General features: G+C 65.6%; 20 protein-coding genes and 1 pseudogene. 7 read left to right on the top strand and 14 right to left on the bottom strand.

Features of this window, described 5'->3' with window-relative positions; translation table 11 throughout:
* The first annotated feature begins 16 nt into the window (after window positions 1-16).
* Window positions 17-1,249, top strand: coding sequence for a DNA polymerase Y family protein (locus tag BLT03_RS04430; RefSeq protein WP_092740689.1), 1,233 nt, complete (start codon window positions 17-19; stop codon window positions 1,247-1,249).
* Between the two features lie 77 nt (window positions 1,250-1,326).
* On the opposite strand, the gene BLT03_RS04425 is transcribed toward BLT03_RS04430, so the two are convergent.
* The 4 genes from BLT03_RS04425 to BLT03_RS04410 form a co-directional block, all read right to left on the bottom strand.
* Window positions 1,327-1,827, bottom strand: a complete 501-nt coding sequence (locus tag BLT03_RS04425; RefSeq protein ID WP_092740687.1) for a type II toxin-antitoxin system VapC family toxin — start codon at window positions 1,825-1,827, stop codon at window positions 1,327-1,329.
* The gene (locus BLT03_RS04420) at window positions 1,824-2,594 is read right to left on the bottom strand and encodes a hypothetical protein (protein ID WP_139160319.1); all 771 of its coding nucleotides are present in this window, start codon (window positions 2,592-2,594) and stop codon (window positions 1,824-1,826) included. The genes BLT03_RS04425 and BLT03_RS04420 overlap by 4 nt, the downstream gene beginning before the upstream one ends.
* A gap of 83 nt (window positions 2,595-2,677) precedes the next feature.
* On the bottom strand, window positions 2,678-3,187 hold the full coding sequence (locus BLT03_RS04415) for a ribosomal maturation YjgA family protein (RefSeq protein ID WP_092740683.1): 510 nt from the start codon (window positions 3,185-3,187) through the stop codon (window positions 2,678-2,680).
* 106 nt (window positions 3,188-3,293) lie between these two features.
* The gene (locus BLT03_RS04410) at window positions 3,294-4,166 is read right to left on the bottom strand and encodes a LysR family transcriptional regulator (RefSeq protein ID WP_092740681.1); all 873 of its coding nucleotides are present in this window, start codon (window positions 4,164-4,166) and stop codon (window positions 3,294-3,296) included.
* An 82-nt stretch (window positions 4,167-4,248) separates the two neighbouring features.
* Here BLT03_RS04410 and argC point away from each other — a divergent pair, with 82 nt between their 5' ends.
* Entirely contained in the window at window positions 4,249-5,187 is a 939-nt protein-coding gene (gene argC / locus BLT03_RS04405; RefSeq protein ID WP_092740679.1) for an N-acetyl-gamma-glutamyl-phosphate reductase, read from the top strand.
* A 27-nt stretch (window positions 5,188-5,214) separates the two neighbouring features.
* Here the strand turns inward: argC and BLT03_RS24665 are convergent, their stop codons facing one another.
* On the bottom strand, window positions 5,215-5,790 hold the full coding sequence (locus BLT03_RS24665) for a LysR family substrate-binding domain-containing protein (protein ID WP_217640138.1): 576 nt from the start codon (window positions 5,788-5,790) through the stop codon (window positions 5,215-5,217).
* Window positions 5,769-6,089, bottom strand: coding sequence for a LysR family transcriptional regulator (locus BLT03_RS25000; RefSeq protein ID WP_281243281.1), 321 nt, complete (start codon window positions 6,087-6,089; stop codon window positions 5,769-5,771). The genes BLT03_RS24665 and BLT03_RS25000 overlap by 22 nt, the downstream gene beginning before the upstream one ends.
* A gap of 141 nt (window positions 6,090-6,230) precedes the next feature.
* Between BLT03_RS25000 and BLT03_RS04395 the strand changes: the two genes are divergently transcribed.
* The 3 genes and pseudogenes from BLT03_RS04395 to BLT03_RS04385 all read left to right on the top strand — a co-directional run.
* A complete protein-coding gene (locus tag BLT03_RS04395) occupies window positions 6,231-6,857 on the top strand; it encodes an FMN-dependent NADH-azoreductase (protein WP_092740677.1) in 627 nt (208 codons plus the stop codon).
* 24 nt (window positions 6,858-6,881) lie between these two features.
* Window positions 6,882-7,196, top strand: coding sequence for a YciI family protein (locus BLT03_RS04390; protein ID WP_092740675.1), 315 nt, complete (start codon window positions 6,882-6,884; stop codon window positions 7,194-7,196).
* 207 nt (window positions 7,197-7,403) lie between these two features.
* Window positions 7,404-8,048 (top strand): annotated as a pseudogene (locus tag BLT03_RS04385) (alpha/beta hydrolase); the annotation flags it as partial.
* Window positions 8,049-8,444: 396 nt separating this feature from the next.
* On the opposite strand, the gene BLT03_RS04380 reads toward BLT03_RS04385, so the two are convergent.
* From BLT03_RS04380 to BLT03_RS04360, 5 genes are all read right to left on the bottom strand, one after another.
* A complete protein-coding gene (locus BLT03_RS04380; RefSeq protein ID WP_092740673.1) occupies window positions 8,445-9,797 on the bottom strand; it encodes a DNA-processing protein DprA in 1,353 nt (450 codons plus the stop codon).
* A complete protein-coding gene (locus tag BLT03_RS04375; protein ID WP_092740671.1) occupies window positions 9,794-11,869 on the bottom strand; it encodes a DEAD/DEAH box helicase in 2,076 nt (691 codons plus the stop codon). The genes BLT03_RS04380 and BLT03_RS04375 overlap by 4 nt, the downstream gene beginning before the upstream one ends.
* Window positions 11,870-12,316: 447 nt before the next feature.
* Window positions 12,317-13,294 carry a GlxA family transcriptional regulator gene (locus tag BLT03_RS04370; protein ID WP_139160318.1) on the bottom strand — a complete coding sequence of 326 codons (978 nt, stop codon included), beginning with the start codon at window positions 13,292-13,294 and terminating at the stop codon, window positions 12,317-12,319.
* Between the two features lie 143 nt (window positions 13,295-13,437).
* Window positions 13,438-13,746, bottom strand: a complete 309-nt coding sequence (locus tag BLT03_RS04365) for a DUF1272 domain-containing protein (protein ID WP_092740667.1) — start codon at window positions 13,744-13,746, stop codon at window positions 13,438-13,440.
* 110 nt (window positions 13,747-13,856) lie between these two features.
* Window positions 13,857-14,426 (bottom strand): cysteine hydrolase family protein, encoded by a 570-nt coding sequence (locus BLT03_RS04360; RefSeq protein ID WP_092740665.1) that lies wholly within the window; start codon window positions 14,424-14,426, stop codon window positions 13,857-13,859.
* A 266-nt stretch (window positions 14,427-14,692) separates the two neighbouring features.
* Between BLT03_RS04360 and BLT03_RS04355 the strand changes: the two genes are divergently transcribed.
* The gene (locus BLT03_RS04355; RefSeq protein WP_092740663.1) at window positions 14,693-15,772 is read left to right on the top strand and encodes an extracellular catalytic domain type 1 short-chain-length polyhydroxyalkanoate depolymerase; all 1,080 of its coding nucleotides are present in this window, start codon (window positions 14,693-14,695) and stop codon (window positions 15,770-15,772) included.
* A 124-nt stretch (window positions 15,773-15,896) separates the two neighbouring features.
* On the opposite strand, the gene BLT03_RS04350 is transcribed toward BLT03_RS04355, so the two are convergent.
* The 3 genes from BLT03_RS04350 to purM all read right to left on the bottom strand — a co-directional run bounded on the left by BLT03_RS04350 (window position 15,897) and on the right by purM (window position 20,129).
* Window positions 15,897-17,531 (bottom strand): methyl-accepting chemotaxis protein, encoded by a 1,635-nt coding sequence (locus BLT03_RS04350; RefSeq protein WP_245711238.1) that lies wholly within the window; start codon window positions 17,529-17,531, stop codon window positions 15,897-15,899.
* A gap of 263 nt (window positions 17,532-17,794) precedes the next feature.
* Window positions 17,795-18,895, bottom strand: a complete 1,101-nt coding sequence (locus BLT03_RS04345; protein ID WP_434802328.1) for an AI-2E family transporter — start codon at window positions 18,893-18,895, stop codon at window positions 17,795-17,797.
* 160 nt (window positions 18,896-19,055) lie between these two features.
* Window positions 19,056-20,129 carry a phosphoribosylformylglycinamidine cyclo-ligase gene (gene purM, locus BLT03_RS04340; protein ID WP_092740661.1) on the bottom strand — a complete coding sequence of 358 codons (1,074 nt, stop codon included), beginning with the start codon at window positions 20,127-20,129 and terminating at the stop codon, window positions 19,056-19,058.
* Window positions 20,130-20,513: 384 nt separating this feature from the next.
* On the opposite strand from purM, the gene hda reads away from it, so the two are divergent.
* On the top strand, window positions 20,514-21,212 hold the full coding sequence (gene hda / locus BLT03_RS04335; RefSeq protein WP_092740659.1) for a DnaA regulatory inactivator Hda: 699 nt from the start codon (window positions 20,514-20,516) through the stop codon (window positions 21,210-21,212).
* Window positions 21,213-21,215: the final 3 nt, after the last annotated feature.

Genomic DNA, 21,215 nt, shown 5'->3' with positions numbered 1-21,215 from the left:
TGCGGCCGCATGGACAATGGCGGACGTGACCGCCCCACCAGAGCCCGCACCCTCCCTGCCACGCCGCATCGCCCACCTGGACATGGATGCGTTCTATGCATCCGTGGAACTGCTGCGCTACCCGCAGTTGAAGGGCCTGCCCGCCGTCATCGGCGGCGGCCGGCGGGCGCCCGACGAAGCCCTGGCCGCCGAGTTTGCAGGCCGCGAGGCCGACATTCCCGTGGATGCCTTTCCGCGCCTCAAAGACTACGTGGGCCGCGGCGTCATCACCACCGCCACCTACCCGGCGCGCCAGTTCGGCGTGGGCTCGGCCATGGGGCTCATGAAGGCCGCGCGCCTGTGCCCGCAGGCCATCTTGCTGCCGGTCGATTTCGCGTCGTACCGGCGGTTTTCCCGCCTGTTCAAAGAGGTGATTCTTTCCATCGCGCCCGTCATGGAAGACCGCGGCGTGGACGAGGTGTACATCGACTTCACGCACGTGCCCGGCGGGCAGCGCAATGGTGGCCGGTCGCTGGCGCAGCTCATCCAGAAAAGCATCCTTGATGCCACCGGCCTGACCTGCTCCATCGGCGTGGCGCCCAACAAGCTCATCGCCAAGATGGCCAGCGAGTTCAACAAGCCCAACGGCATTTCGATCGTGCACGAGGGCGATCTGGAAAAAACCATCTGGCCGCTGGCCTGCCGCAAGATCAACGGCATCGGCCCCAAGGCCGACGCCAAGCTGCAGTCGTATGGCATCCACACCGTGGGCGAACTCGCCGCGCGCCCGCGCGACTGGCTGGTGCGCCACTTCGGCAAGGCCAGCGGCGCCTGGCTGCACGAAGCTGCCTGGGGCCGCGACGACCGCCCCGTGGTCACCGAGAGCGAGCCCGTCTCCATGAGCCGCGAAACCACCTTCGACCGCGACCTGCACGCCGTGCGCGACCGCGCCGAACTGGGCCGCATCTTCACCGACCTGTGCGAGCGCGTGGCTGGCGACCTGCAGCGCAAGGGCTACGTGGGCAAGACCATCGGCATCAAGCTGCGCTACGACGACTTCAAGATCGCCACGCGCGACCTCACCATCGACCACCCCACGCAAGACGCCGCCACCATCCGCCGCGCGGCAGGACAGTGCCTCAAGCGCGTTCCGCTGGACAAGCGCCTGCGCCTGCTCGGCGTGCGGGTCGGCAACCTGCTGACCGAGCAGGCCGCGCGCGAGGCGGCCACCGTGCGCAAGGTGCCCATGACGCCGGGGCTGTTCGACTGAGAGAGTGTTTTGTTGGGCGACTGCAGACGACGCCGAAGCGGTTTTCAGACGCACGGCATGCTTGCCGTTTCAAGAACCTATTTAGGTGGCATGCTCGGAAGGCCGCGCTGATTTCCGGAATTAAAAAGCGCGTCGTCAAATGCCTCTCCGCACCAAACACCCATCGGTAGAGATCGAGCGGGCAATTGCTTTCGCAGCGTCTCGATCTTCTTCACACACTGGTTGTCGTCCGTGAGGAAATGGGAGATACCGGAAATCTCGCACTGTGCAAGAAGCTTCAAATCATCTTTGGCAGTGTCGCGTGGATAGCCGGCGGGACGCGCTTTAGCGCCCGGTGCTGCCAACGATGCAGCCGCCCGCGCGTCGTCAAAATTAAAAGGCAGCACCAGAAAGTTATGCAGTGGAAGGTCCGCAATCGGTTGCCGAACCTCAAACTCTGAAATGACGATGGCAGACAGGTACATGGGAATCAGCCTATCCAGGCAAGCCCGGTAGTACTGCTTCGCCACCAGATGATGTTCTCGGTCTTCTTTGCTGAGGGTGATCAAAAAGCTTGTGTCGAGCAGGGCTCCATTCATCCCTGGCTCCCTCTGAGCTCACGTACCCACTGGGCCGGATCATCTACGTCCGCCCAGGCCTTCTTGCCTTTATCGGTAAACCGCCTGAATTCGTCTTCGTTGAAGCTCGGCTGGTAATTAACGAACTCAATCAAGGACGCATCTTGCAGCTCGCCTGTGGCAATGTTGAGTTTGGCTCGGATGCGCAGATGAACGGTCTTGTAGACCAAATTGCTACGCTCCGCCAGGATCAGTTCCTTGTCTGTACGCACGGTCAGCTTCTTGCCGTCGGGCAGTACCACATGGGCGTTTGACGTGCCCGCACCGCCAAGATCGGTAATTTCGCCCCGGACATATCGTTCCACGCTGACCCATTGATCAATCTCTCGGGCAACGAAGTCACTGTCTTTGTCAATGACGATGGCTTGAGAAATTGCACTCGTGGCAATTTTGATAATGCGATGAGCCGTTTTTCTGGCGCTGGCCTGCCAACGTTCCAAGACAGTTCTCCGCTTGTGGTCTATGCGCGCCAAGTCTGACGACTCCGCCAGCGCCCTGAGGTCTTTCAGGAGGCCGCCAGAAGAAGGAAGAGGAAACGCAAAGGCAAGTGAGCCTTCAATGATCTGCACTTCAATCTCGTCGGTATCTACGTCTTTTTCGCTTCCACGCACCAGCTTCGCTACGTCGGCAGAGAACTCTGCAAGCATTGACAGCGGGACGCGGTCCGGCGAAATCGCATATCCCTGCGATTGATCCTCGAAAGCAATGGTGATGCGGTCGGCAGCCATGCAGGCATTCTCCCACGGGTAAAACGTCCTCTGCCAACGCATTGGCAAAGGCTTCGTTTTCCCTTTTGCAGTCTCGAATTGCCTTACCCAATATCCCTCTGGCGAGTGTCCTGGGAGAGAGCCGCGTGCGATTTTCTTTTGCGCAGCCAAGCCAAGCGCAGCCCATCCAGCCCCAACCCGCACGCCACACCCACCGCGTAGGCCACCAGGTCCATCGCCCCGAACCACGACCCCAGCACCAGATGGCCCGGCGTGGTGCTGCGGATCGCGTTGATCCACGGCGCCTGGTACAGCTGCGAAAACTCCACGGCAAACGACGTGGCCAGCGCCAGCGCCGCCAGCCGCAGCGGCGCCATGCGCGGCCAGACGCAGGCCCAGCCGAACATCACCATTAGCGCCCACAGCGCATCGCCGGGGTACTTGCCCAACGCGCTGGGAAACAGCACGCCCGGCCAGCGGCGCGAAGCCAGTCCCAGGGCAATGGTGGCCACGATGCCCGCCACCAGCAGGGCGCGCTGGCGAGGGGCGAAAGGGCTGGGCTGAAGGGCGGCAGGCGTAACGGGCGGAGCGTGCGGAACGGGCGAATGAACCATGCGTGGGTAGGAAGAGGGCTAGAGAAAAAAATGAAGAGCGGGCCGGTATGGCGCCCACCGGGTGCGAACGCAGCGCGCCCGCAGTATCAACCAGCCGCAACGCCCTTCAAGCCCGCAAAGCATCCATCACGAAGCGCGTCGGCCCGCTCGCGCCCCGGTCGCTGACCGCCAGGCCCAACTGCCGCCACAGCGCCGGGCTGAGCGGGCGCACGGCAATGCGAGGGTCCCGCGCGGGCTCGTACGATTCCTGTGGCAGCAGCGCCGCGCCGTAGCCCGCCGCCACCAGCGTGCGGATCGCATCGTTGTAGTTCAGCTCGATGCGCGGGCGGCAATGCACGCCCGCCGCAGAGAACCATTCCGCCGTCAGCCGGTACAGGCGCGTGGAAGGGTCGTTCATGATCAGCGGCCGCTCGGCCAGCCACTGCGGTGTCAGCCGCCGGGGCGCCTTCCACGCCGCTGGAAAAAACGCCACCACCGCCTCGCGCCGCAGCGGCGTCACGTGCACGCCGCGCACCGGCGCCTGCGGCAGCGCCACCACCGCCAGGTCCAGGCTGCCCGCGGCGAGCCGGGCCATGCTCTCGTTGGACGTCAGCACCTGCACGTTCACGTCCACGCCCGGGTACTGCTGGGCCAGGCGCTCCAGCGCGGGCGGCAGCAGGTGCGCGATGGCGCCCGTCGATGCGCCCACGCGCACCCGGCCCGTCTGCCCGGCCAGTTGGCGCCGCACATCCTCCACCGCGTCATCCGCATCGGCCAGCAGCCTGCGGGCGCGCGCGATGAACCCCTCGCCCAGCGCGGTCGGCTGTGCCGGCCCCCGCCCGCGAACGAGCAGTTGCCCGCCCAGGCGCGATTCCAGTTCCGCAATCTGCACCGTCACGGTCGGCGCCGCCAGATGAAGGGCACGCGCCGCGTTCGCCAAAGAGCCCAAGTCGGCAATGGCGACCAGGGTGCGCAGGTGGTCCAGGCTGAGTTCTCGCATGCGCTAAGTTTAGTTTTTATGAATCCGGGGTTGCATATATTTAGCTGGAGCCATCGGCCCTGCCTGCCTACGATCGCGCTCCATGGACCAAAAACTCTTCATCGACGGCGACCAGGGCACCACCGGCCTTGACCTTCAAAACCGGCTGCGTGGCAGCAGCGAATTTCGCATTCGCACCTTGCCCGCCGACTTGCGCAAGAACGCCGCCGCCCGGCGCGAAGCGCTCAACGACTGCGACATCGCCATCCTCTGCCTGCCTGACGCCGCAGCGCGCGATGCGGTCGCGATGATCGAAAACCCCGCGGTGCGCGTCATCGACGCCAGCTCCGCCCACCGCACCAGCCCAGGCTGGGTTTACGGCCTGCCAGAGCTGGACGCCCAGCAAGCCGAACGCATCGCCACCGCAACGCGGGTGACCAACCCCGGCTGCTACCCCACAGCCGCCGTCGCCCTGCTGCGCCCGCTGACCGATGCGGGCCTGCTGCCCGCCGACTACCCGCTGGTCATTCAGGCCGTGTCCGGCTATTCAGGCCAGGGCAGGGCGGGGGCGGAGGCGCACGAGGCCGGCACCGGCGCGCATTCGCTCAAGGTCTATGGCCTGGCCCTGGAACACAAGCACGTGCCCGAAATCGAGGCCTACGCCGGCCTGGCGGCGCGGCCCCTCTTCGTGCCGGCCTATGGCAGCTACCGGCAGGGCATCGTGCTCACTATCGGGTTGCATGCGCGGCTGCTGCCCGCTGAGGCTACGGGCGCACGCATCCATGAATGCCTGGCGGACCGGTACCGCGGTGCGGCGCATGTGCATGTGCATGTGGTGCCGATGTCGGCGGATGCGCCGGTCGTGGAACTGGACCCGCAGGTGCACAACGGATCGAACGACATGAGTCTTGCCGTTTCGTGGAACGAGCGCACGGGGCAGATCGTGTTGAGTGCGGTGTTGGATAACCTGGGGAAGGGGGCTGCTGGGGCGGCGGTGCAGAACTTGAGGTTGATGGTGGAGGGTGTGCGGGCTTGCGACTGACCTGAGTTCGGCGAATGAGGTTTCTGGTTATGAATCGGTTTTGACTCGCGTAGTGGCCGCGTTGTGAAACGCGGCGACGAGGGGCCTGCTGTCATCGGTACGCCAAGCGAGGTACAGCTTGACTCTCAGATTCAGCCAGTTCACGTCACGAAAACTGATGCCGGCGGGTGCGCGGGTTTTCAATGCAGATTGCACCAGCACCACACCAAGGCCTGCGCTCACCAGATACAGAGACGCCAATGGGTCTGAGGTCTCGTACGCAATGTCTGGTGTGAAGCCAGAATCCCGGCACGCCGCGAGCAGCGCTGCCCGAATCGTGTCCGCCGGCTGGCGAGTCACTGCGATCCAGGGCTGGCCGTCCAGCTGTGAAGGATTGATGGTCTTCGAGGCGCACAGCGGATGGCCTTTCGGAATGGCCAATGTCAGCGGCTCGTCCGAAAGCAAGGTTCCGCTCAAACCCGTGTCCCGGTCAGGCATTCGATAGACCAGCCCCACGTCCAGCATGCGGCGTTGCAGGTAGTCGAACTGCGTGGCAGTTCCCAACGCTTGCAGAGACAGCGTCAGCGATGGGCTTGCGGCCTTCAGCGCCCGCACGCTGAGCACAAGACGTTCGCGTGCATAGCGCCTTCGACATAGCCGACGGACAGGCGCCCGGCGTCTCCGGTACGAAGGCGTTTCGCAAACGCCTCTACCCGATTCGCATTGGCCATCAGCGTGTGCGCTTCTCCGAGCAAGTCCCTGCCTTCCTGCGTCAGCCGAATGCGCTTCTTGTTGCGCTCGAACAGCAAGACGCCGAGGTGCTCTTCCAACTGCTTGATTTGCCTGCTGAGCGGAGATTGGGAGATGTGCAGCTTCTCTGCCGCCCGGCCAACGTTCTCCCGTCCCCGCCACGGCGATGAAATACCGAAGTTGACGCAAATCGAGCATGTGTGTCCTTTTGGGTCTCAACTTTCCCACATTTCGTCTTGGACGCCGCAGCGTCCTTCCACGATCCTGACGGTTCCCGATGCCGACAACCGGCCTCTCACCAGCGGATCGACTCCATGCAAATCCTTCACCATGATTCCAGCATCCTTGGCGATGCCTCTGCGTCGCGCACCCTCACTGCCACGGTCGTCTCCGAGCTGACCCGCAGGGCTCCATCTGCCAAGTTGGTGTACCGCGACCTCGTTCAACAGGCCATTCCGCATTTGGACGGCGCCATCGCAGCAGGGTTTCGGTCGCTGCCAAAAACGCCGGGGCTTGCGGCGGCATCGTCGGAGCATGCTCGCTCGGAAGAGCTCGTGGCCGAGTTCCTCGCCAGCGATTTCATCGTGAGGGGGGCACCGATGTACAACTTCACGGTGACCAGCCAACTGAAGGCGTGGATCGACCGCGTCGTTCAACCTGGCAAGACCTTCAAGTACACGCCCGAAGGGCCTGTCGGACCGGCATCGGGCAAGCGCGTCATCGTCGTGACCACGCGGGGCGGCATCTACACCGAAGGACCTTTGGCAGCGCTGGATTTTCAGGAGCCGTATCTCAAGGCGACCCTGGGTTTTCTGGGAATCCGCGATGTCCGGTTCGCCCGTGCCGAAGGCTTGTCGAAAGGCGAAGCGGTATCTACCGGGGCAATGTCAGAAGCACTGGAAGCGGCCCTGGGTGCCGCTCGCACTGTCATCGCCTCTTGACCCAGCTTTACCAAAGACTCAGTCATGCTCTACGTTCTAACGCTCCACTACATTCGACCTCCTGAAGAAATTCAGTTGCACCTTGATTCCCACAGGCAATGGCTCGCGCGCCATATCCGCGCAGGGCGAATCCTGGTGGCAGGCCGAAGCGAGGACCGCACCGGCGGCGTCGTGATCGCTTCCTGCGAAGGCCGTGACGAACTCGATCGAATGATTGCCGACGATTCCTTCGTGATCCACGAATTGGTCCAGGTCTCCGTGCAGAGTTTCGAGCCCGCAGTCTGTGCCCACGGACTGCCGCAGGGATGGGCCAGTAACGCCGCCGTGGTCAAACCGTGAACTCGAGCGCAGGCCCATCGAGGCCGGGGAGGTCGCCCCATGAAGTCTCTGGCCGCATGGTTGGCGGGATGCGCATGTGCGTTCGCGAGCGCGTGTGCATTGACCACTGGAGTCGCAGCGCAGACGATTAAGGCCCCGGCTTTGCCGGGCGTGCGAAACATTGTTCTGGTCCACGGGGCGTTTACCGACTGATCAAGCTGGGCCGAAGTCATGGAGCTCCTGCGACGCAAGGGCTACCACGTCACCGCCGTTCAGAACCCGCTCACTTCATTGGCCGACGACGTGAAGGCCACGCGCCGTGTATTGGCGCGCCAGATCGGGCCCGTGCTGCTGGTCGGGCATTCATGGGCGGGCGCTGTCATCACGGAAGCTGGTAATCAGCCCAACGTGCGCGGGCTCGTCTATGTATCGGCTTTTGCGCCTGACAGCGGCGAGTCGGTCGCTGAGCTTCTCAAGCGACTGAACTCGCCCATGGAGGGACTTTACCCCGACTCGGAGGGCCTCTTATGGCTCGATGATCCGGTGGTTTATGCGAACGTCATGGCAGGCGATGTGCCTGCGAAAAAAGTGCAATCGCTGGCTGCGGCGCAGCAACCCATGGCTGCCAACGCGTTCACAGAGAGGGTCTCGCAGGCTGCGTGGCGAGAAAAGCCGAGTTGGTATTTGGTGACCAACAATGATCGAGCTCTTCCTTCGCACGTTCAGCGGCGGCTGGCGAGCGAAATCCAGGCTGAGACGAAGAGTATTGATTCGAGCCATATGTCGATGGTGTCTCAGCCACGCTTGGTGGCAGATTTATCGAGCACGCGGCTCGATTGGATAGACGGCGAGTGCGGGCCGTGCATTTTTTGAGGCTGTGAATATTGGGATGGGCGTCTCTTGCATAGGCCGAGCGGCGGCTATGGGGCCAGCAGCGGAGGTTGACTCCCGCACACGAAAGACGACTACATGCTGATTTGAGTCACTCGCGGCCGGGCGCCTCGGTGTCCGCAAAGATCGTTACCGGACACTCAACGGCCGGCACCACATACGACCGCTGATCCTCCGTGGCCGGTAATTTTATGAGCGCGGCCGGGATCCGCAGCTTAACGATTGGCTCAGCGCGCGTCTCCCTTTATTGCTAAGACTAGACGACAGCAAGACTTTGGCACGCCCTGACGAAAGGGCTGTCGATTTGGCGGACTGCTTCCGAGACTCGGATTTCAGACTTGAACGCGACCTCAGCGAGGCGCTCTTGTGAGAGGGGCTTTAAGCGGCAAGCCGGTAGGTCGCGTTGCTCTTCTTCTTTTCGATCACACCTTTGGCAACCAAACGGTTCAGCCAGTCACGCGTCTGCATTTGATTGAGATCCAACTCGTCGGCGATCTGAGCGGCCTTCTTGGGTGCGTAAAGTACCTGTCGAATCAACCGTTCAAAGGTCGCGAACATCTCCTGCTCCAAGCCGACTGGCGTACCCGAGGAAGCCTCAACGAATGTCGACTTTGCGGTTGCACTCGCTTGATCTGACGCACCTTCTTCGATTGCGTCTGGGTCACTACGCGGATCTTCAAGAATCGACACTTGGCGCGCTGGATGTAGAACTGCATCCGAAACCCCGCTCGGCGCACCAGCAGCAATCTTGAAGTCAAAATGTTCCTGATAAGCAGGAGCCTGGCTATCGTTTGATCGATTCTCAAATAAAACTTTTAGCGCTTCACTATTCTCCGGCTCTGGCCAGGGCAAGGCTCCTTCTCGGAGCAAAGCGTCTAGGCCAACTGAACGCTTGCCACTTGATCGGATGTAGAGCGGAACGAAACGAAGCTTGCGAAGCTGCTCTATAGCGCCTGCCCACGTCCCACCGCGCTCCAAGTCTGAATTCACGACCAAGCCGACGTCAGCCAACGCGAATATGAACTTGTTGCGTGCGATGGCGTGCCCGACGTTGAAGCCAGCGCTTGGATCGTAGGGCGAGACCAGCAATGTGCGCCTCTCTTGAAGGCCATCTCTGAATCTCCGACTGATTGCCGCCTGCGCCAGTCCTTCGGCCATGACGTTGCAGACTATGCCGCCAAGGGCCTCAGCCCCATCCATCGCAGCACTGTCGACACCCTTAGCGCCTCCGGAAATCAAGCCTCTGCCAGCACTTGCCGCCCTCTCTCCGGCACGCTGGGCATAGCTCAGCATCTCGTCGTCCGCGTCACGGGAACCTACGACAGCCAGGCCGCCATTGTCGACAAGATCCAAATCGCCACAACCGTACATGACGGGCGGCGCTTCGTGCTTAAGGCGTGACTTGACCCGCTTGGGATACCGGGCGTCGGCGCGACTCACCACCCAGATCGAGCGCGCACTCCAGTAATCAAGCGCCTGGGCAAGCTGAAAACCTCTGCCTACCAAGCGAGTCAGCCGTCCTGGTCCGAACAGGTTCTCGGCTTGGCGCAGCGCAGGAGATTGTGGGCGGAGAAGGTCGGAAGGCTGAAAGCCTTCTTGCACTAAGAACCTTGTAAGGTCGCTGTACTCACTTTGCTTCAGCAGTTCCGCACGAGCGCCAACCTTGCCGACCATCAACGGCGCCGTCAAGAGCAAGATTGCTTGGCAGTTTTCGGAAATCTGCAGACTCATTCTTCATTCCCAGTTTTGGCAAGCGCAAGGGGCCACACTTCGCCGCAACCGTTGGAGCGCAGCAGCCAAGCGCCAATCGTGAACGTCCAACCCGAGTTCACGATATCGTCGACCAACAACACCGGACCGACCTTGTCGTCAAAGTCACTGAATTCAAGCGATTGATCCAGGTTCCTTGCCTGTTGGGAGCTATTTTGCATGGACTTCTGAGCTGAGGTGTGCTTCACCTTGGTCAGCGCAGCGTGGAACGGAAGGCCAAGCTCAGCGGCAAGCCGCTTCGCAAAGCTCGGTACGAGACCCGGATTGTTGAGCGACGGGATGCAGGTGACCCATTCCGGAGCTGGTTTAAAAGCAGCCCGGCGCACTAGCTCGGCGCAGGCCTTCACGAGGTCGTCGCCGAATTGCTCGCGTACGTAGCGAGCATCACGGACGATGTCGCCCCACCCCGCCGTACCGTACATCGAGAGCGCGAAACCGTCTCCCGCACGCAGATTCTCAGCGATATTTCCCCGCAGCCCGTATCCGTCCAATCCGCCGTCAGACCACCTCTTGCGCGCCTTGATCGGCAAGCTGGTGTCCTTCATGTACCGTTCCGCCTCCGCAACGAACGCCGGATCGACCGCGGTGGGTAACGGCTGACTGCGCGGCGCCTCAATGGTCATCGCGTCACCATCGAGAGCCGCGACCAAGAACTTCATGTGCCCGTCGGTGAGGGCCATGTACTCCTTCATCTGAGCATGCTCGGTCCGCCGCAGGTCGGTCACCCTTTCGGCCGTTTCCCAGAAGCTACCCGCCAACTTGCTACCTGTGACCTTCCAGCTTGAGTCTTCCTTCACGATCGGCGCGGGGCTTTCGATGGCGAGGGCGGTCAGAGTCTTGTCGATTCGTCCCTTGCTCAAGTTGATGATTTCCTGAAGGGCCGGCACCGAAAGGCCATCGTCCCCTGCCGTATCGAGCGCCTCCATGACCGCGGTCACATCATCCGGCCTTGGAAACGCGCTCTCGATGAAGTAGGTGTTGATGTCCAGCTGGTTCTTGACCGCCAGTACGACTCCGCGAGCATCGTCAATCGCACGCCCTGCGCGACCCACTTGCTGGTAATAGTGAACGACAGAGGACGGCGGCTGGTAGTTGATCACGAAGGTCAGGTCAGGCTTGTCATAGCCCATGCCAAGTGCAGAGGTCGCGACGAGCGCCTTGATCTTGTTCTGCTTGAGCGCCTGCTCGAGACCAGCACGGTCGACTGAATCGCTCGTGTACCCCTGGACCAAAAGTCCGCAGTGCGTGAGCCAACTGACGATGTACTGCACCTGGGCCTTCGTCAGTGCATAAATAATGCCGCTGCCGGGAAGCGCATGGACGGTTTGCGCGAGCCAAGCGAGCCTCTCTGCGTCGCTCGCAAATGTGATCGTCTGAAGAGTGATGGACGGGCGATTCAGTGAGCCGCGTTTCACTTGCAGGTTTGGGCCAAGAATCCGCTCGAGATCGCCTGACACGCGTTCGTTTGCCGTGGCCGTGGTCGCGAGCACCGGCAGGTTGGACGGCAACGTTGAAATGAGCCGCGTGACCAGCTTGTACTCGGGCACGAAATCATGCCCCCAGTCAGAGATGCAATGGGCCTCGTCAACCACGAGCATCGACACGTTGGGAATCTTGGCAAGCAGGCTGGCCTGGAAATCCGCGTTCGCCAGTTGCTTCGGGTGGAACATGAGAACGTCGATCTTTCCAGCCTCGATCTTTTTGGCGATCTCCGCCCACTCCATCCGGTTGGTCGAGTTGACTGCCCTGGCCGTCACCTGCATGCGCTCGGCCGCCATCTCCTGATCCCGCATCAGAGCGAGCAAGGGTGATACCAAGAGGGTTGGCCCACCTCCTTGTTCGCGAATCAGTTTTGCCGCGATGAAATAAACGAAGCTTTTGCCCCAACCCGTCTTTTGAATGACTAGGAGGCGCCCTTCCGCGCCCGTAACGAGGTGACGAATCGCATCTTCCTGCGAGTCGCGGAAGGTGGCGTCAGGATTGCCACTGCCTTCTCGGAGGATCTGTAGGGCGCGAGCTTGGTTGTATTTCATGAAACTCCCTTGAATATTTGTGATGCTATTAATTTGACGGGTCACGACGAACTGGACGCTCGCCCGACAACCCGAGAATAAGTGATTGCATCGACTCCCTGGCGGAGCTTGCCCTAGACCTCAGATATAAATGGAAACCTGCTGACATCATCCGGTGCGCACCGATCTCTGACCGTGCTGCCCATCGGCAACCGACGCGTCGAGATCGAGGCCTACCGCGCCCTGCAGGTGGGCCTCACCGGCAGCACAGCGGTGCGCTAAGCAAAAGCCTTGGCCTCGCGGCGCGAGCGAAACCATTCGACGGACAGGAATATCGCTCGCCGAAGACAGCTTCTGGTCGAGAAGTAAACGGTATCCACACCGTGGCCGATCAACAGCATTCGCTGCAAAGCTGCCTGCCAAAAGACAACTACAAGCGACCGCTTCGAGCACAAAGCCGCCGTCAATTCACTCCCCCACCCTCGAAGGCGTCCCACCCCGCCCAAACTGCTTCCAAGCCCTCCTCAACTGCGTATCCGAACTGAACCCCGCCATCTCCGCCGCCTCCGTCACATTCCGCCCCGCGCGCAGCGCGGCCTCGGCGGTGGCCAGGCGAATCCGGCGCAGGTATTGCAGTGGCGCAATCCCCGCGTGGTCCAGAAAAAGCCGGGTCAGGTGGCGAGGCGATGCGTGGGCCACTTCGGCCATTGCGGGCACGCTCCAATCCGCCTGGGGCTGCTGGGCGACGGCGTCCTGCACGCGGTGCAGGGCGCCGTGCAGGTGGTTGCGGTGGTGCAGGAAGGGCGACATTTCCGGGTCGTGCGGGCCGCGGCGCAGGGCGACCACCATGGTCTGCGCCACTTCGGCGGCGATGGCGGGGCCGCACACGTCGGCGATGCGGTGCAGCACCAGGTCGATGCCGGTGGTCACGCCCGCGCTGGTGTGCAGGGCGCCGTCGGCCACGAAGACGCGGTTGGCGACGACGTCGCAGCGCGGCTCCACTTCGGCCAGTTCGGCCAGGTGCTGGTGGTGCGTGGTGGCGCGGCGGCCGGCCAGCAGGCCGGCGTGCGCGGCCAGCACGGCGCCGGCGCACACGGTGACCAGTTCCAGCCGCCCGGCAGACAGGCGCAGGCCGCGCAGCCAGTGCAGCAGTTCGCGCGCTTCGCTGCGCTGCACGTCGATGCGCTGGCCCGGCAGGCCGACGAGCACCACCCACGCGGGCTGCGGCAGCGTGGCGGGCAGCGGCGCCAAGCCGGCCAGCGCCACGCCGACGGAGGTGACCGATTCCGGCGCCGGGTTGACGAAGTGCAGCACGAAAGCCGGCGGCGCGCCGCGCGCCTGCAGCACCTGGTTGGCGATGCGCAGGGCCTCGGCGGGGCCGGCCCAGTCCAGCACCAGGCTGCCGGGCAGCAGCGCGAAATAGACGTGAATGGGGGCGGCGGTCACGGCATCTGCGACTGAAGGGGAGGCCGCGGCCGCGGCTGTGGCTGCGGTGTTGCCACTGCTGCTGCGGTTGCTTCGGCCACCGCTGTCGCCGGCGCTGCCGCTACTTGCGCCGCTGCTGCTTTTGCTGCCGCTGCCACTGCCGCTCATCGCTGCGCGGGCGGGATGTGGCGCAGGGTTTCGGCGAAGGCGGCGTGCACGGCCGGGTCCACGGGGCGGTGGCGCACGGTGGTGCTGGCAGGGTCGGCGCCCAGATAGTTGTTGCCCTTGTGGTTGTGGGCGGGGCGGATGGGGCGGGGCGCAAAGCCGCCGCCGCAGTTGGGGCAGACGTTGCCGAGCACGCTGTCCACGCAACTAGCGCAGAAGGTGCATTCGAAGCTGCAGATGCGGGCGTCGGGCGAGGCGGGCGGCAGGGCGGTGTTGCAGTGCTCGCAGGTGGGGCGCAGTTCCAGCATGGCGGCGTTCTTTCTTGAAGTGGCGGGCGGTGGATGAATGAAAAGGATAGGCAGTGAAAGCGAGGGGTGCAGCGCGCGCGATGTGGGCCGGGTGGCTGCGCGGCGCCCGTTCAGGCCGCGGCGGCGTCCACCCGCGCCAGCGCCTGGGCGGCGGTGCACACGGTGGCGAAGCGGTCCTGCAGCACGGTGGCGGTGCGTGCGCGGATGTCGGCGGCGGTCAGCGGGCGGCCGTCGGGCTGCACCATGTCCCAGGTCAGGGTGGCGTCGAGGGCGTAGTCCACTTCCCAGCCCAGGTCGGAGGCGTGGCGGGTGGTGGTCTCGCAGCATTGCTCGGTGCGGATGCCGCTCACGATCAGGCGCTGGATGCCGTTTTGCGTCAGCCAGACGTCGAGGCCGGTGCCCACCAGTGCGCTGTGGCGCGCTTTGGTGAAGGTGGCGGCGGGCTCGAAGGCGGCAAGGCCCGCCAGAGGGCGCACGTGGCCGGATTCGATGGCGAAGGGGTTGCCGGCTTCGGCGGGGCCGTCGCTGTGCAGCACGCGCAGCACGGGCACGCCCCGGGCCACGCAGCCTTCGATGAGGGCGTTCTGCACGGCCAGGTAGGGCGGCAGGCTCTCGTCGGTGAAGTAGGGGCGGTGGCGGAACGATTCCTGCACGTCGATCACTATCAGACAGGTTTTCACGGAAAGTGCCTTTGGAAGGGTGGGAGTATGACCGTGATTTTGATTGCGCTGGCGGGCAGCGTCCGGCCGGCGGCGGACAGAAACCGATCATTTCAGGACATGATTTGTCCAGTGGCGGGCGGGTGTTTGACAGTTGCTTGACAGGTGGAGAGTGGCGGGTTTGTAGGGCATCTCCGCCAATTCCACCGCAGCCGGGCTCGAAAAATGCTGCAGTGCAGCAAAACTGGTATGGTGAACCCGCTACCCCGCCGATTGGACGACCGCTCATGCCCCGCAGCTCCCGACTGTTCTCCCTGTCCTTGTTCACCCGGGCCTACCAGCGCAACCTGAAGGCGCTGGCCCGCGCCACGCGCCCCGCGCGGGTGAAGGCGGCGGCCAAGCCGCTGCTGACGCTGGTGAACGCCGCCACGCCCAAGGCCCGCGCACCGCGCAAGGTGCCGCCCGGCGCGGGCGAGTGGATCGGCGGCATCGCCCCCGGGCCTGCGGGCGCCCGGCGGTTCCATTTGCACATTCCCCCCGGCCTCGCCCTGGGCGAGGGCGAAAAACTCCCCCTCCTGGTGATGCTGCACGGCTGCGGGCAGACGGGCGCCGACCTGGCCGCCAGTTCGCGCATGAACCGGATCGCCGCGCGCGAGCGGTTTCTGGTGCTTTACCCCGAGCAGGAACGCATCGCCAACGCGCAGGGCTGCTGGAACTGGTTTTCTCACCGCAACGGCAAGGCCCACGCCGAAGCGGCCACGCTGATGGCCGCCGTGGACCAGATCGCGCGGCGCCACCCGGTCGATCTCACGCGGGTGGCGGTGGCCGGGCTGTCGGCCGGGGCCTGCATGGCGGTGCTGCTGGCGGCGCGTTACCCCGAGCGGTTTTGCGCGGTAGCCATGCATTCGGGCGTGGCGCCGGGCACGGCGGAATCGTCCGCGCAGGCCATGGCGGCCATGGGCGGGCGGCGCGAGGCGCTGTTGCCGGTGCCTGCGCCGCCGGTGCTGGGCACAGGCCCGGCGCCGGCCGAGGGGCCGATGCCGCTGCCCGCGCTGCTGGTGCTGCACGGCGATGCCGATGGCGTGGTGTCGCCCCGCAATGCCTGCGCGACCGCCGAGCTGTGGGCGCAGGCGCTGGGCGCCAAGGCCGGTGCCGCCCGCATGCAGCAGCGCGGCAAGCGGCACGCCACGCGCCTGACCGAGTTCAAACGGCAGGGCCGCACGGTGGTCGCCCTGCGTGAGATTCAGGGCCTGGGCCACGCCTGGAGCGGCGGCACCCCGAGCCTGCCCTACAGCGATCCCGAGGGGCCGGATGCCTCCGCGCTGATCTGGGCGTTCGTGGCGCGGCAGTTTCCGCCGGCGCCATGAGGGTTCAAGGGTAAAAAGAGGCCACCGCCCTAGAGAACCATGCGCTGGGCGCTATTAAAGGCATAGCAAATCGCGTGTCTTGGACACCCCGGCCTGGGCAGTGCCACCGCAGCGGGCGCTGGCGTCAGTTCAATGCACGGAGGGCTGGCCCCGGCCGGCGCAGCGCAGCCTGCCCCGTGCCTTGCCCCGAACCTTCCGAGCCTTTCGATCCATCCACGGCCGGGTGCAGGTGAAAGGCCGCCACCACCTGCTTGAGCTCGTTGGCCTGCTGCTGCAGCGAGGCGGCAGCGGCGGTGGCCTGCTCGACGAGGGCGGCGTTTTGCTGCGTGCCCTGGTCCATCTGCGAGATGGCTTCGTTGATCTGCTCGATGCCGTCGGTCTGCTCGCGGCTGGCCTGGCTGATGTCTTCGATCACGGCAGACACGCGCAGCACGCTGTCCACCAGGTTTTGCATGGTCGTGCCGGCTTCCTGGGCCAACTGGGTGCCGGCCTTCACCTGCTCGGCGGAGTGGCCGATCAGCGCCTTGATCTCCTTGGCCGCCTCGGACGAGCGCTGCGCCAGGCTGCGCACTTCGGTGGCCACCACCGCGAAGCCACGGCCTTGTTCGCCAGCCCGAGCCGCCTCGACCGCTGCGTTCAGGGCGAGGATGTTGGTCTGGAACGCGATGCCTTCGATCACCCCGGTGATTTCTGACACCTTGCGCGACGACGCATCGATGGAGCCCATGGTCTGCACCACCTTGTCCACCACGGTGCCGCCCTGGCGGGCCACGTCGGACGCCGATTGCGCCAGCACGCTGGCCTGCCGGGCGTTGTCGGCGTTCTGCTTCACGTTGGAGGTCATCTCCTCCATCGAGGCGGCGGTCTGCTCCAGCGCGCTGGCCTGCGATTCGGTGCGGGCCGACAGGTCGTGGTTGCCGGCCGCGATCTGCTGCGAGGCGCCCGCGATGTGCTCGGTGCCGTCTCGCACGCGCTGCACGATGCGGTGCAGGCTGTCGCGCATGGCCTGCATGTCCAGCAGCAGGCTGGAGCGGTCGCCCTGGCGGGTGTCCACCGCCACCGACAGATCGCCCTCCGAAATGCTGCGGGCGATGGTGCGGGCGTACCCGGGCTCGCCGCCCAGTTGGCGCAGCAGGTTGCGCGATATCAGGGTGCCGATCACCAGCAGCGCGGCCCCCAGCAGTGCGGCCACGAGGCCGAACCCCAGGGCGCGCTGCCAGATCGCGGCGTTGACCGTGTCGATATACACGCCCGATCCGATCACCCAGCCCCAGGGCGCGAAGCCCTTGACGTACGACGTCTTCTCGACCGGCGCTTCGCTGCCGGGCTTGGGCCACAGGTAGGGCACGAAGCCCGCACCGCTGGCCTGCACGGTGCGCACGAACTCCATGAACAGAGGCTTGCCGTTGGGGTCCTTGTTGTCGGTCAGGTCCTTGCCGTTCAGCTCGGGGCGCACCGGGTGCATGACCATGCGCGGGTGCATGTCGTTGATCCAGACGTATTCGTTGCCGCTGTAGCGCAGGGCCTGGATGGCGGCGGCCGCGCGCTTGCGGGCCTCTTCATCGGACAGCCCGCCCTTGGTGCTCAGGTCATGAAAATGCGTGGCGATGCCGTGCGCCGCCTCGACCACCTGGCGCACGCCGGTCTGGCGCTCTTGCAGGATGAGCTGTCGCTCGGAGACCAGGAACCACGCCGTCATCACCGCGATGCCGAGAATGGCGCTCAGCACGAGGAGGGCCAGTTTTCTTGCGATGGTCATGGGAACCCTTCGAGGCAGGCGATTGGGGCCGTGGGCGCTGCACGCCGTCCCACGGGGCTGCGTGGCGCACCGGGCCAGCGTAATGCTTGAGTGAAAGGCGCCGGCTCGGCACAAACCCGTGGGGCGGGTTTGTGCCATGGGCTTTGCGTGGCTGTGGTGCCGGGCCGCGATGAAGGCGCGGGTGGCGGGGCGGGGCCCGGCTGCCGGGCGCCGGCCCGCGCTGGCTGGACGAACTGCGTGGACGAGGTGCCTGGATGGGCTGACTAGACGAGCTGCGCGGCCTGCAGTTCTTTCTTGAGGTACGCGTAGAACAGCGGCGCCGCCACCAGCCCGGCGGGGCCGAACACGGCCTCGGCCACGAACATCACCGCCAGCAGTTCCCACACGCCCATGTGTGTGCGCTGGCCCACCACCTTGGCGTTGATGACGTATTCGGCCTTGTGGATCAGGATCAGGAAGACCAGGCACGCAATGGCCGCCGCGGGCGACACCGACAGCCCGACGATGGTGATGACCGCGTTGCACAGCAGGTTGCCCACGATGGGCACCAGCCCGGCCAGAAAGGTGAGCGTGATCAGCGCGGGCGTGTAGGGCAGTTGCATGCCCCACAGCGGCAGCACGCCGAGCAGGAAGATGGCGGTGAGCAGCGTGTTGAAGGCGGCGATCCAGAACTGCGCCGCCACGATCTGCCGGAACGCCTCGCCGAAGAACGTGATGCGCGTGGCCAGGGCCTGGGCCAGCGGGCCGCGCGTGCCGCCCAGGGTGCGCACGGCCGCCAGCGCGCCGATCAGCAGGCCCACGTAGGCGTGCAGCAGGCCGCTGAGCCAGGCCCGCCCCGCCATGGCAAGCGCGCCGGCCTTGGCGCCCAGGTAGCCGGCGATGGTGCGCTGGATCTCGACGGCGCCCTCGGGCAGGTGGGAGGCGATGTCGGGCGGCAGTTTGAGGCGCAGCTCCAGCACCGTGCGGGCCAGAAAATCGAGCAGCTCGCGGTATTGCTGCGGCGCCTCGACGATGTAGCTGCGCGAGTGCGACGCCGCCAGCACGATCAGTGACAGCGGCGCCAGCATGACCACGGCCGCGGCGATCGCCTGGCCCGCCGTGGCGCCGCCGCCCGGCCGCTGGACCACGGCGCGCCCGGGCGGCCAGGCCAGCCGGGGCGCCAGCCACCGCGTGAGCAGAAAACCCAGGCAGGCGCACAGCAGGCCGGGCAGCAGGCCCTGCCACATCACCAGCAGCAGCGCGCAGGCCATGAGCACGTAACTGGCGGTGACCACGCCGCGGTGTCTGCCGAACGCGCGGGTGGCGTCGGCAAGGGGAACGGGAGGGGGAACGGGAAGGGGAGGGGGCGGCGTGCTGGCCGGCACGCCAGGGGATGCGCTGGCCGCAGCGCCCACCGGCTCGGTGGCCGGAGGAACCGGGGACGCCGCACGCGCGGGGCCGGCGGCGGAGGGCGGGACGTCGTGCGGCGCGAGCGGCTCCATCATGGGCGGCGGATGCGGCGGGGTGCAGCGGGTGGCGGGGGCGTCAGCCCACGACCACGGCGGCGCCGTCGCCGCGCTCGGCAATGGTGCCGATCGTGTAGACCGTCTCGCCCAGCGAGCGCAGCGTGGCCGCCGTGGCTTCGGCCTGAGCGGCCGACACCACCACCACCATGCCGATGCCGTTGTTGAAGGTGCGGTTCATCTCGATGTCGTCGATGCCGGCGGTCTTTTGCAGCCAGGCGAACAGCTCGGTCTGCGGCCAGCTGCCGGCCTTCAGGTGCGCTGCCAGGCCGTCGGGCAGGACGCGGGGAATGTTCTCCAGCAGGCCGCCGCCGGTGATGTGGGCCAGGGCCTTGATGCCGCCGGCCGACGCCGCATCTTGCGGGGCGGGGTACTGGGCCAGCGCGGCCAGCACGTTCTTCACGTACAGGCGGGTGGGTTCCATGATGGCCTGCTTGAAGGGCTTGCCGTCCAGCGTGGCGGGGGCCGAGTCGCCGGCCCGCTCGATGCACTTGCGCACCAGGCTGAAGCCGTTGGAATGCACGCCGGCCGAGGCCAGGCCCAGCACCACGTCGCCGGCCGCCACGGTCTTGCCGGTGAGGATCTTCGATTTTTCGACGGCGCCGACGGCAAAGCCGGCCAGGTCGTATTCGCCGGCGGGGTACATGCCGGGCATTTCAGCCGTTTCGCCGCCGATCAGGGCGCAGCCCGACAGTTCGCAGCCCCGGGCGATGCCGCCCACCACGGCCGCGGCCGTGTCCACGTCGAGCTTGCCGCAGGCGAAGTAGTCCAGAAAGAACAGCGGCTCGGCGCCCTGCACCAGCACGTCGTTCACGCTCATGGCCACCAGGTCGATGCCCACGGTGTCGTGCATGTTCCATTCGAACGCCAGCTTGAGCTTGGTGCCCACGCCGTCGGTGCCGCTCACCAGCACGGGTTCCTGGTAGCGCTTGGGCACCTCGAACAGGGCGCCGAAACCGCCGATGCCGGCCAGCACGCCCTCGCGCATGGTCTTCTTGGCGAGCGGCTTGATGCGCTCGACCAGCGCGTCGCCGGCATCGATGTCGACGCCAGCGTCTTTGTAGGAGATGGGGGTGGTGGGGGCGGAAGAGCTCATGGAAGGGTTCGTGAGTGCTGGTGGGCCCGCGCGGCGGGCTGAAGCGGCGGATTTTAAGGGCCCCGCCCGGCCGCCCCGCCAATACCCCCGCTGGGCCGGCGGATGGCCCCGGCTGCGGGTGTCCCGTGGCGGCTGTCCGGCAGGTGTGCGGCGCCATGGCCGGCGGGGTGGCTGCGGCAGACTAAAATTCGCGGCAGTGCGCCTCGGGCGCCGGGGCCACGCCCCCTGTTCTCCGCCTTCAGCCCCTGGTTTCCGCTAGCCCGTTATTCCTTCTTTCTTCATGCCGCCTCGCTCCCTCCTGCTGCCCGCCGCTTCGCACCGCGCCCATCGCCGGTGCGTGCCGTGCATTCGGGGCGTGCGCGGCGCCGCGCCGGGGCGGCCGGCATGAAGCAGCTGGCACTCGACATCGGCCTGGCCACGGGGCCCACGCTCTCCCGTTTCTTCGCCGGCACCAACGAGGCCGCACTGCAGCACCTGCGCCTGGCCGTGGGCGAAGGCACCACCGAAGTGCTGCGCTCGCCGGTGCCCACCTACCTCTGGGGCGAATCGGGCAGCGGCAAGACCCACCTGCTGGAAGCCGTGCGCGAGGCGCTGCGCGAGCAGGGCGCCTCGGTCGGCTGGCTCGATGCCTCGGTGGCCGAGCCCACCGCGTTCGACGACCGCTGGTCCGCCGTGCTGCTGGACGAAGTGCATCTGTACAACACCGCCCAGCAGGCCGCGGCGTTCAACTGGTTCGTCAACGCCATCAGTCCCGCCGTGGGCGAGCCCCGCTGGGTGCTGGCCACCGGCCAGACGCCCCCCGCCGACCTGCCGCTGCGCGACGACCTGCGCAGCCGCCTGGGCTGGGGCCACATCTTTCAGTTGCACCTGCTGGGCGAGGCCGAGCGCCGCGCCGTGCTGCGCCAGGAGGCCGACGCACGCGGCATCTTCCTGGGCGACGACGTGATGGATTACATGCTCAAGCGCTTCTCGCGCGACCTGGGCAGCCTCATGCAGTTGCTGGACCAGCTCGACAGCTTCGCCCTGCGCACCCAGCGCGCCATCACCATTCCCTTGCTCCGGGCCATGCTGGAGTCCGAATAGCAG

Source organism: Paracidovorax valerianellae (assembly GCF_900102625.1).
GTDB classification, from domain to species: Bacteria; Pseudomonadota; Gammaproteobacteria; order Burkholderiales; family Burkholderiaceae_C; genus Paracidovorax; species Paracidovorax valerianellae.
The sequence above is the reverse complement of the archived record's forward strand: the minus strand, read 5'-3'. Positions and strand labels throughout refer to the sequence as shown.